Below are 10516 nucleotides of genomic sequence, written 5' to 3'. Positions count from 1 at the left end.
AATTGCGGTTAACGGCCATCGCGCGGCTAAAGAGGCGTTTTTGTCGGGGCTGAGCGAGTTCGATATCAATCATGAGAAGGAGAAACCGAGCACGTGCCACAGATAGCGGTCCTGCAGCATGCCCCGCCAGTCGGTGGCCGGAGCGCTGAACCACAGCGCGCCAAAGGCCAGCAGCGCCACGGCAACCAGCAGCGTGGCCGCCAGGCCGCCGGGCAGCAGCCAGCCGGGGATCAGCGGCTGACGGCGCGTTGCCATGCGCTAATCCAGCCGCTGCGCTGGCTGGCAACGTCCTGCGGGCTGTACTGCAGTGAGGTTTCCGGTACCGGCAACGTTTTGAAGGCGTCCGGCAGTGCGGTCTGCGCCGCCGGGTACATCCAGTTGCCGGTGGCGATGGTCTGCTGGAAGCCCGGCGTCAGGATAAACTGCATAAACTGCTGCGCCAGCTTCGGCTGCGGGCTGGCCTTCAGCTGACCGGCCACTTCAACCTGCAGATAGTGCCCTTCACTGAAGTTCGCCGCCGCATACTGGGTTTTCTTCTCTTCGATCAGGTGGTAAGCCGGAGAGGTGGTGTAGCTGAGCACCATATCGGCTTCCCCTTTCAGGAACAGGCCGTAGGCTTCGCTCCAGCCCTTGGTGACGGTGACGGTTTTCTGCGCCAGCTTCTGCCAGGCGGCGGGGGCGTCGTTGCCATATACCTTTTGCATCCACAGCAGCAGGCCAAGGCCCGGCGTGCTGGTGCGCGGATCTTCGTAGATCACCTTCAGCGGCCGATCGCTCTCCACCAGCTCTTTCAGGCTCTTCGGCGGATTTTGCAGTCTGGTTTTGTCATAGACAAAAGCGAACCAGCCGTAGTCGAATGGTACAAAGGTGTCGTCGTGCCAGCCGCCGGGCACGGTACTGGCGGCGGTATCCACGTTGCTGGCGGTAAACAGGCCGGTCTTTTGCGCCGCTTCCAGCAGGTTGTTATCCAGCCCCAGCACCACGTCGGCCCTGCTGTTCTTTCCTTCCATGCGCAGGCGGTTAAGCAGCGAGACGCCATCCTCCAGCGCAACAAATTTCAGCTCGCAGCCGCACTCCGCTTCAAAATTTTTCTTCACCGCGGGTCCCGGGCCCCACTCTGCGGCAAACGAGTCGTAGGTGTAAACCGTCAGGGTCGGTTTTGCCGCAAGGGCGGGCAGGGAGAACAGCGCCAGCAGAGGTAAGATTTTTTTCAGCACCAGAGGTTCCTTTATGTGTGGCGGTCTGCCCGCAGACCGCAGAGTGTAGTGACTTCAGCCAGGTAACGAAAGCGCGATTATGCGTCAGGTGGCGCAAACCAGGCGGACTTAAAGTCAAACCAGCCGAGGGTGTTCATCCGCACCCCGCGCATGCTGCGCTGACCGTGCAGCAGCAGCCAGTGGTGGAACAGCGGATGAATATAGTTATCGGCGACCAGCTGTCGGCTCCAGTCGGCCAGATCGAGTTGCTTATCGCGCCACTGCCGTGCGTCCTGCTGCCAGTCGCGGGGCACGCAGTGCTGCAGCAGCGGGATCTCATACAGCAGGGAGAAGACCGAAAATTCCAGCGGCAGGGTGAAGTTGGCGCTGCCCAGCCACAGATCGCTCTCCGCCTCGCCGTTATGCCACGCCTCGTAACCGATCTCCCGCGTGATCAGATCCACGCCGTGGGATGCCAGGATCGGTCGCAGCGCGCTGGCGATCCCCAGATGTTCGATATGATCGCTGTACCAGGTGATAGTCAGCGAGGTCAGCCCTTCGGGTTTTTCCGCCGTGGCCATGTCAAGGCGGTGGTGCCAGCGCGGCAGCAGACCATAGGCCGGGAACCAGTAGCGCTGATAGCCGATGCTGTTCTGACTGAGCAGCGCGATCGGGTTGAAGATGGTGCCGATCCAGCGGCGCAGCTGTTCGTTCTGCCCCCACGCTGAACGCTGGTCAAACAGCAGAAAATAGCAGCCCTCTTCCAGCCGGCTCTCTTCCGCCGATTTCTGATCCTCGCCGTCGCTCTGCAGCTTGACGCCGGAGTAGACCAGCTCGTCGCTGATCTCCGGCAGCACCCAGATGTTGACCTCGTCAATCAGCGCCCGGTAGCCAAAGTAGTCGTCAAAGGCGGCAATGCGCAGCTGGCTGTGCTGGTTGCGTTCCACCGCGTAGGCACCGGTACCCACCGGCTGGCGGGCGAAGTTGCGCATAAACGGCCACTCTTTCGGCAGGATCATCGCGCTGACGCTGCCCAGCAGCCAGGGCAGCCAGCGGTCCGGCTGATGCAGATGGATATCCAGCGTCCATGGCGTGCCGGACTCAATGCGTGCCAGATGGCTGAAGAGCGGCTGGTTCAGCAGCCGTTCCAGCGTGCTGGTGACGTCCTCCATCTGCAGTTCGCGGCCGTGGTGGAAGTGGATCGCCGGGCGCAGGTAGAAACGCCAGTGCAGCGGTGCCAGCTGCTGCCAGTGGTGCGCCACGTCCGGCTCGATTTCCCCGTTTTCCTCGTTTATTTTGGTCAGCCCGCTGAAGATCTGCCGGGCGAGGTGGGTTTCCGAGCGCCTGAGCGGCGTGCCGGGCAGCAGATTGAGCAGCGGGCGATAGTAAAGGACGCGCAGGATATGTTTCCCCTGGCGGAAGCTGCGGCCGAGATGCGACAGCAGCATCTGGCGCACACGGTTTTTATCCCCCACCAGCTGTACCAACTGGTCGATGCGATCCTGTTCCAGCAGATCTTCCGCCCGCTGCTGCTGCAGCGCCAGCCCGGTATAGAGGAAGTTCAGCCTGGAGCGCTTGCCGCGCCCGGCCTCCGCCTGCCACTCCAGCCAGCCGGCCGCCTGCATGGCGTTGAGCAGGTTACGCATATGGCGGCGGGAACAGCTGAGCTGCACGGCCAGATCGCTGAGGGTGGTCTCCTGCGACTGGCCGTCGCAGCTCTGCCACAGGCGAATAAACTGCTGCTGCAAACGCGGTGAGGACATAAAAGGGGAACTCCGGGTTGAAAGCCGTCTGTTTTTTGTTCCCTGTATTATGGCGATAATGGCGACAGATGGAAGAGCGGGAGGCATTCTGATGAATGGCGCTCTGACATCCGCTAGATCGCCCGGTACCGGCCTGCAGCAGGAATCGGGTTTTTTCTGAGTATGGTGCTTTTCACCAGCCAGCGGGCCTGACGGCCCGCTGGCTTTTTTATGGCGCAATCTGCTGCCCGGGGCGGGCGGCAGAGCAACGGGCGGACTTAACGCAGAAACGCCGGCTGGTTTTGCTCGTAGCGGGCGATGGCATCATCGTGCTGCAGCGTCAGGCCAATTGCATCCAGCCCGTGCAGCAGGCAGTGGCGGCGGAAGCTGTCGATTTCAAAGCGATAAGCCCTGTCACCGGCCAGCACCTGCTGGTTTTCCAGGTCGACGGTAAACTGTACGCCCGGCTGCGCGGCAACCATCTGAAACAGTTCGTCGACCTCGGCTTCGCTCAGCGTCACCAGCAGCAGCTGGTTATTGAACGAGTTGTTGGCAAAGATATCGGCAAAGCCAGAACCGACGATCGCCTGAATGCCGTAGTCGGTCAGCGCCCAGGGCGCGTGTTCGCGTGACGATCCGCAGCCAAAGTTTTCGCGGGTCAGCATGATGCTGGCACCGCTGAACGCCGGCTGGTTCAGAATGAAGTCCGGGTTGGGCACCTGGCCTTCGGCATCGCTGTAGCGCCAGTCAAAGAACAGGTTGCGGCCAAAGCCGGTGCGGGTCACCATCTGCAGAAACTGCTTGGGGATAATCGCGTCGGTATCAACGTTGGCCAGGTCCATCGGCAGCACCACGCCGGTGTGCTGAGTAAATTTTTTCGCCATGTTTTGTCCTTACGCCAGTTCGCGAATATCAGCAAAGTGGCCGGCCACCGCTGCTGCCGCGGCCATCGCCGGGCTGACCAGATGAGTACGGCCGCCGCGCCCCTGGCGTCCTTCAAAGTTGCGGTTGCTGGTGGAGGCGCAACGCTCGCCCGGATTGAGGCGATCGTTGTTCATCGCCAGGCACATTGAGCAGCCCGGCAGACGCCACTCAAAGCCGGCGTCGATAAAGATCTTATCCAGCCCTTCGGCTTCCGCCTGCGCTTTTACCGGGCCGGAACCCGGCACCACGTAACCCTGAACGCCGCCGGCGATCTTATGTCCTTTGACCACCGCCGCCGCGGCGCGCAGATCTTCAATGCGTGAGTTAGTGCAGGATCCGATAAAGACCTTATCGATCTTCACTTCGGTCAGGCGCACGCCGGGCTGCAGATCCATATAGGCCAGCGCCTTCTCAGCGGAAGCGCGTTCCACCGGATCGCTGAACGAGGCCGGATCGGGGATCGGATCGCTGACGGCGATCACCTGGCCTGGATTAGTACCCCAGGTAACCTGCGGCGCGATGCCGGCGGCATCCAGCGTGACCACCTTATCAAACGTTGCACCCTCGTCGGTCCTGAGCGTACGCCAGTACGCCACCGCCTGCTCCCACTCCGTCTCTTTCGGCGCAAAACGACGTCCTTTAACATAGTTAAAGGTGGTGTCATCCGGCGCCACCAGGCCCGCCTTCGCGCCCAGCTCAATCGCCATATTGCACAGCGTCATGCGGCCTTCCATGCTCAGGGCGGCCACCGCCTCACCGCAGAATTCGACCACGTGGCCGTTGCCGCCGCCGCTGCCGGTTTTGCCGATAATCGCCAGCGCGATATCTTTCGCGGTGATGCCGGGCGCCGTTTGTCCGCGCACTTCCACCTTCATGGTTTTCGCCCGCGCCTGTTTCAGCGTCTGGGTGGCCAGCACGTGCTCCACTTCCGAGGTGCCGATGCCGAACGCCAGCGCGCCCAGCGCGCCGTGGGTCGAGGTGTGGGAATCGCCGCAGACGATGGTCATGCCGGGCAGTGACAGCCCCTGTTCGGGGCCCATTACGTGGACGATGCCCTGAAACTGATGGCTGAGGTCAAACAGCTGTACGCCAAAGGCCTCGCAGTTTTTGATCAGCATCGACATCTGGATCCGCGCCATCTCGCCGCTGGCGTTGATATCCCGCGACTGGGTGGAGACGTTGTGATCCATGGTGGCAAAGGTTTTAGACGGCTGACGCACCGGGCGTCCGTGCGCGCGCAGGCCGTCAAACGCCTGTGCTGAAGTCACCTCATGAACGAGGTGACGATCGATATAAATCAGCGGCGTTTCACTGGGTGCTTCGTGCACGACATGCGCGTCAAACAGCTTCTCGTACAGTGTTTTCATAATTATGCTTCGCGAATAAACCGGGCAATCACATCGCCCATTTCATCGGTGCCGATCGCCGTGCCACCGCCGGCCAGATCGCCGGTACGGTAGCCCTCTGCCAGCGCGCGGTTAATCGCCTGCTCAATGGCGTCCGCGGCGTCGGCAGCATTCAGGCTGTAGCGCAGCAGCAGTGCCAGCGACAGGATCTGGGCAATCGGGTTAGCGATATTTTTACCGGCGATATCTGGCGCGGAGCCACCTGCCGGTTCGAACAGGCCAAAGCCCTGCTCGTTCAGGCTTGCAGACGGCAGCATGCCCATCGAGCCGGTGATCATCGCACACTCGTCAGACAGAATGTCACCAAACAGGTTCGAGCACAGCACCACGTCAAACTGCGACGGTGCCTTGATCATCTGCATGGTGGCGTTGTCGATATACATATGCTCCAGCGCCACGTCCGGGTAATCCTTCGCGATTTCGGTGACGATCTGACGCCAGAGGATCGAGGACTGCAGCACGTTGGCTTTATCGATCGAGGTCACTTTATTGCGGCGCTTGCGTGCCGACTCAAAGGCGATACGCGCAATCCGTTCGATCTCAAAACGGTGATAGACCTCGGTGTCGAAGGCGCGCTCGTGCATGCCGCTGCCTTCACGGCCCTTCGGCTGGCCGAAGTAGATGCCGCCGGTCAGTTCACGCACCACCAGGATATCGAAGCCCTTATCGGCGATATCGCGGCGCAGCGGGCAGAAATCTTCCAGCCCTTTATACAGGCTGGCCGGGCGCAGGTTGCTGAACAGCTGGAAGTGCTTACGCAGCGGCAGCAGCGCGCCGCGCTCCGGCTGCTCTGCCGGCGGCAGGTGTTCCCACTTCGGGCCACCGACGGAACCAAACAGAATTGCATCTGCCTGCTCACAGCCCTTAACGGTGGCTGCCGGCAGCGGCTCGCCGTGACGGTCGATGGCGATGCCGCCAACGTCATATTCGCTGGTGGAGATGCGCATACCGAAGCGCTGGCGAACCGCGTCCAGTACTTTACTGGCCTGCGCCATCACTTCCGGGCCGATGCCGTCACCGGGTAATACTGCGAGATGATAAGTCCTGGACATTATTCCACCGCTTCCTTCTGATCCTGTTGAGTCGATTTACGCTGCAGTTCCTGCTCGACCTGACGTGCGCGCCAGATATTGTTCAGTGCGTGAACCATGGCTTTAGCCGAGGATTCGACGATATCGGTCGCCAGACCTACGCCGTGGAACTTACGGTCGTTGTACTGCACCACGATATCGACCTGGCCCAGCGCGTCTTTACCGTGGCCTTTGGCCGTCAGCTGATAGCTGACCAGCTCGGCGTCAAAGTCGGTGATGCGGTTGATCGCCTGGTAGACGGCGTCGACCGGGCCGTTACCGGTGGCGGCTTCGGTTTTCTGCTCATCGCCGCAGCCCAGCTGAACGGTGGCGGTGGCGATGACGCTGGAGCCGGACTGCACGTTAAAGGTGTCCAGCTTGAAGTATTCCGGCTCTTCCGACTGTTTGTTGATAAAGGCCAGCGCTTCCAGGTCATAATCAAACACCTGGCCTTTCTTGTCGGCCAGCGCTTTGAACGCCTCATACAGCGCGTCCATATTGTATTCAGACTCGTCGTAGCCCATCTCTTCCATACGGTGTTTTACCGCCGCACGGCCGGAGCGGGAGGTCAGGTTCAGCTGCACCTGCTTCAGGCCGATCGATTCCGGGGTCAGGATTTCGTAGTTTTCACGGTTCTTCAGCACGCCGTCCTGGTGGATACCGGAAGAGTGTGCGAAAGCGTTGGAGCCGATAATCGCCTTGTGCGCCGGGATAGGCATATTGCAGATCTGGCTGACGGTCTGGCAGGTGCGGTAGATCTCCTGATGGTTAATGCGGGTGTGCACGTTCATCAGCTGACCACGGGTTTTAATCGCCATGATGGTCTCTTCCAGCGCACAGTTACCGGCGCGCTCGCCCAGACCGTTCATTGCCCCTTCAATCTGGCGGGCACCGGCGTTGACCGCGGCCAGCGCGTTACCAACCGCCATGCCCAGGTCATCATGGGTATGCACGGACAGAATCGCTTTATCGATGTTCGGCACGCGGTCGCGCAGGGCGCTGAAGATGTTGGCGTACTCGTAAGGCAGGGTATAACCGACGGTATCAGGGATATTGATGGTGGTGGCACCGGCGTTGATCGCCGCTTCCACGACGCGGCACAGATCGTCAATCGGGGTACGGCCGCCGTCTTCGCAGGAGAACTCCACATCGTCAGTGTAGTTACGCGCGCGTTTTACCATCTTCACGGCACGCTCGATTACCTCGGGCAGGGTGCTGCGCAGTTTGGTGGCGATATGCATCGGCGAGGTCGCCAGGAAAGTGTGGATGCGGTAAGCCTCCGCCACGCGCAGCGCTTCATAGGCGGCGTCGATATCTTTTTCCACACAGCGTGCCAGGCCACACACCCGGCTGTTTTTAATCTGGCGGGCGATGGTCTGCACCGATTCGAAGTCGCCCGGCGAAGAGACCGGGAAGCCGACTTCCATCACGTCCACACCCATGCGTTCCAGTGCCAGGGCAATCTGCAGCTTTTCTTTCACACTCAGGCTGGCCTGTAACGCCTGCTCGCCGTCGCGCAGAGTGGTATCGAAAATAATGACTTGTTGGCTCATTGGATAGTTCCTTGTCTTGTCTGCTTCGCCGGTTGCCGCGAGCATAAAAAAACCCGCGCATTGGCGCGGGTTTCTTAGGTTTTGCAAGTCTGAATCAGTGATTGATTCCGCCCACAAGTCTACCGCGCAAAGAGGATGCGTTTAGTAGTAGACCGAGTAGGCGGGTGGAACGAATCATTGGCTCAGACCTCGTAAATTCACAGTGGCTTTATTGATACCTGATAAGGGCGGGGGCTGTCAACTTTCATCACCCTACAATGAGTGCGTGGTGCCGGGCGGGTAAAGAAAATTATTCTGGAGATAGCGCAGGCATCAGAAGAATAGCGAAAGTCGCCAGCGGTTGGGGAAAAATCAGCGGCGGTTTCCTGGCGTGATGGCGGTCTTTTTGTTGATTTATGTTTATGATTTTTAATGCTATTGTTTATTTTCAACCTGAGGGTTGAGAGCCTGATAGTTTACTCTCATTTGGAGATTTATCTCACTGTCTGGTTGAATGCCAGCAGATTAAACTAAAAAAAACCGTCAGTCAGAATGGCCCACCGTGGTTTTACCAGTGCACGGATTTAATAACAAAACGATCGCGCTGAAAAATAACCGCCTTACAGTACTTTTCGCTTTTATTACGCCGCAATCTCAGTGTTATTGTCGATGACAGGGGTAACGCGGCAGAGCCTTACTCACACTATTCCGCACGGTGGGCAGGGTTTGACGTTTGCCTGCCAACTTTTCTACGGTTATGGTATTTGCCATAACCTCAAATCTGAGGCGTCACCCTGTACCTGGATTATGGAAATGAGTTCCATTTTTTCAAGCAGATAAAAAAACAGGTTTTGACCTTATCTGCAGGCCAGACAGTGCCGAACCCAGATAAATCAGTACCTTGAAAGCCTGGAGGCAAAAATGGAGATGTTGTCAGGAGCCGAGATGGTGGTCCGATCGTTGATCGATCAGGGCGTAAAACATGTATTCGGCTATCCCGGCGGAGCGGTCCTTGATATTTATGACGCTCTGCAAACCGTTGGCGGCGTGGATCACATCCTGGTTCGCCATGAACAGGGTGCCGTACATATGGCGGACGGCTATGCCCGCGCCACCGGCGATGTCGGCGTGGTGCTGGTCACCTCTGGCCCGGGTGCGACCAATGCGATTACCGGCATTGCCACCGCCTATATGGACTCCATTCCGATGGTGGTGCTGTCTGGCCAGGTGATGTCCAGCCTGATTGGCTACGACGCCTTCCAGGAGTGCGACATGGTCGGCATTTCCCGTCCGGTGGTTAAGCACAGCTTTATGGTGAAAAGCGTCGAAGAGATCCCGACCATCATGAAGAAGGCCTTCTGGCTGGCGGCCAGCGGCCGTCCTGGCCCGGTGGTGGTGGATCTGCCAAAAGATATGATGAACCCGGCCAACAAGCTGCCTTACGTCTGGCCGGATGCGGTGAGCATGCGCTCTTACAACCCGACCACTCAGGGCCATAAAGGGCAAATCAAACGCGCCCTGCAAACGCTGCTGAACGCGAAGCATCCGGTGATTTACGCCGGCGGCGGCGTGATTAACGCGGCCTGCCATGATGAGCTGCGCGAGCTGGCCGAGAAGCTTAACGTGCCGGTGACAACCTCACTGATGGGGCTGGGCGCGTTCCCTGGCACCCACCGTCAGTGCGTGGGCATGCTCGGTATGCACGGCACCTATGAGGCCAATATGACCATGCACAACTCCGACGTGATCTTCGCCGTCGGCGTGCGCTTTGATGACCGTACCACCAACAATCTGGCGAAATACTGCCCGAATGCCACGGTACTGCATATCGACATCGACCCGACGTCGATCTCGAAAACCGTGGCCGCGGACGTGCCGATCGTCGGCGATGCGAAACAGGTGCTGCAGCAGATGCTGGAGCTGCTGGCGCAGAGCGATGTTAAGCAGAACTACGACAGCCTGCGCGACTGGTGGCAGAGCATTGAGCAGTGGCGCGCCCGTCAGTGCCTGGAATTCGATCGTACCAGCGATAAAATCAAGCCGCAGGCGGTGATTGAAACGATCTGTCGCCTGACCAACGGCGAGGCTTACGTCACCTCTGACGTTGGCCAGCACCAGATGTTTGCCGCGCTCTACTATCAGTTTGATAAACCGCGTCGCTGGATCAACTCCGGTGGCCTCGGCACCATGGGCTTTGGCCTGCCAGCTGCGCTGGGTGTGAAGCTGGCGCTGCCGCAGGAAACCGTGGTCTGCGTGACCGGTGACGGCAGTATCCAGATGAATATCCAGGAGCTCTCCACCGCGCTGCAGTACGGCATTCCGGTGCTGGTGCTGAACCTCAACAACCGTTTCCTCGGCATGGTGAAACAGTGGCAGGACATGATCTACTCCGGCCGCCATTCGCAGTCCTACATGGAGTCGCTGCCTGACTTCGTGCGGCTGGCAGAAGCCTATGGTCACGTCGGCATCTCGATCACCCGCCCGGACGAGCTGGAAGCGAAGCTGACCGAGGCGCTGGAGCAGCTGGGCCGCGAGCGGCTGGTATTTGTTGATGTCAACGTCGACGGGACGGAACACGTCTACCCGATGCATATTCGCGGTGGCGGTATGGACGAAATGTGGCTGAGTAAAACGGAGAGGACATAA

8 protein-coding genes and 1 pseudogene are annotated in these 10516 nt (G+C 59.4%); 1 reads left to right on the top strand and 8 read right to left on the bottom strand.

The window, feature by feature from the left end:
* Positions 1-75 precede the first annotated feature (75 nt).
* The 8 genes and pseudogenes from thiP to leuL form a co-directional block, all read right to left on the bottom strand.
* Positions 76-255 (bottom strand): annotated as a pseudogene (gene thiP, locus NV64_RS23890) (thiamine/thiamine pyrophosphate ABC transporter permease ThiP); the annotation flags it as partial.
* Positions 231-1217 carry a thiamine ABC transporter substrate binding subunit gene (gene thiB / locus NV64_RS04580; RefSeq protein WP_101505414.1) on the bottom strand — a complete coding sequence of 329 codons (987 nt, stop codon included), beginning with the start codon at positions 1215-1217 and terminating at the stop codon, positions 231-233. The pseudogene thiP and the gene thiB, both read right to left, overlap by 25 nt.
* Before the next feature lie 77 nt (positions 1218-1294).
* The gene (gene sgrR / locus NV64_RS04575; protein WP_056235956.1) at positions 1295-2959 is read right to left on the bottom strand and encodes an HTH-type transcriptional regulator SgrR; all 1665 of its coding nucleotides are present in this window, start codon (positions 2957-2959) and stop codon (positions 1295-1297) included.
* 257 nt (positions 2960-3216) lie between these two features.
* Positions 3217-3822 carry a 3-isopropylmalate dehydratase small subunit gene (gene leuD, locus NV64_RS04570; protein WP_056235959.1) on the bottom strand — a complete coding sequence of 202 codons (606 nt, stop codon included), beginning with the start codon at positions 3820-3822 and terminating at the stop codon, positions 3217-3219.
* Between the two features lie 9 nt (positions 3823-3831).
* Positions 3832-5232: a 3-isopropylmalate dehydratase large subunit gene (gene leuC, locus NV64_RS04565; RefSeq protein WP_056235961.1), complete on the bottom strand. Its 1401-nt coding sequence runs from the start codon at positions 5230-5232 to the stop codon at positions 3832-3834.
* Entirely contained in the window at positions 5232-6320 is a 1089-nt protein-coding gene (gene leuB, locus NV64_RS04560) for a 3-isopropylmalate dehydrogenase (RefSeq protein ID WP_056235964.1), read from the bottom strand. The genes leuC and leuB overlap by 1 nt, the downstream gene beginning before the upstream one ends.
* Entirely contained in the window at positions 6320-7891 is a 1572-nt protein-coding gene (gene leuA / locus NV64_RS04555) for a 2-isopropylmalate synthase (protein ID WP_056235966.1), read from the bottom strand. Before leuA ends, leuB begins: the two co-directional genes overlap by 1 nt.
* A 94-nt stretch (positions 7892-7985) precedes the next feature.
* Positions 7986-8069 carry a leu operon leader peptide gene (gene leuL, locus NV64_RS24455; RefSeq protein WP_099753877.1) on the bottom strand — a complete coding sequence of 28 codons (84 nt, stop codon included), beginning with the start codon at positions 8067-8069 and terminating at the stop codon, positions 7986-7988.
* 722 nt (positions 8070-8791) lie between these two features.
* Here leuL and ilvI point away from each other — a divergent pair.
* Positions 8792-10516: an acetolactate synthase 3 large subunit gene (gene ilvI, locus NV64_RS04545; RefSeq protein WP_056235973.1), complete on the top strand. Its 1725-nt coding sequence runs from the start codon at positions 8792-8794 to the stop codon at positions 10514-10516.

This window comes from Erwinia sp. B116, from assembly GCF_002865965.1.
Lineage (GTDB): Bacteria > Pseudomonadota > Gammaproteobacteria > Enterobacterales > Enterobacteriaceae > Erwinia.
This window is presented reverse-complemented; position numbering and strand designations above follow the sequence as displayed.

What these genes read in the sequence shown, in the direction of transcription:
- leuL (WP_099753877.1), bottom strand. Translation starts at nt 8,069, where the DNA reads ATGATTCGTTCCACCCGCCTACTCGGTCTACTACTAAACGCATCCTCT.
- sgrR (WP_056235956.1), bottom strand. Translation starts at nt 2,959, where the DNA reads ATGTCCTCACCGCGTTTGCAGCAGCAGTTTATTCGCCTGTGGCAGAGC.
- leuB (WP_056235964.1), bottom strand. Translation starts at nt 6,320, where the DNA reads ATGTCCAGGACTTATCATCTCGCAGTATTACCCGGTGACGGCATCGGC.
- ilvI (WP_056235973.1), top strand. Translation starts at nt 8,792, where the DNA reads ATGGAGATGTTGTCAGGAGCCGAGATGGTGGTCCGATCGTTGATCGAT.
- leuD (WP_056235959.1), bottom strand. Translation starts at nt 3,822, where the DNA reads ATGGCGAAAAAATTTACTCAGCACACCGGCGTGGTGCTGCCGATGGAC.
- leuA (WP_056235966.1), bottom strand. Translation starts at nt 7,891, where the DNA reads ATGAGCCAACAAGTCATTATTTTCGATACCACTCTGCGCGACGGCGAG.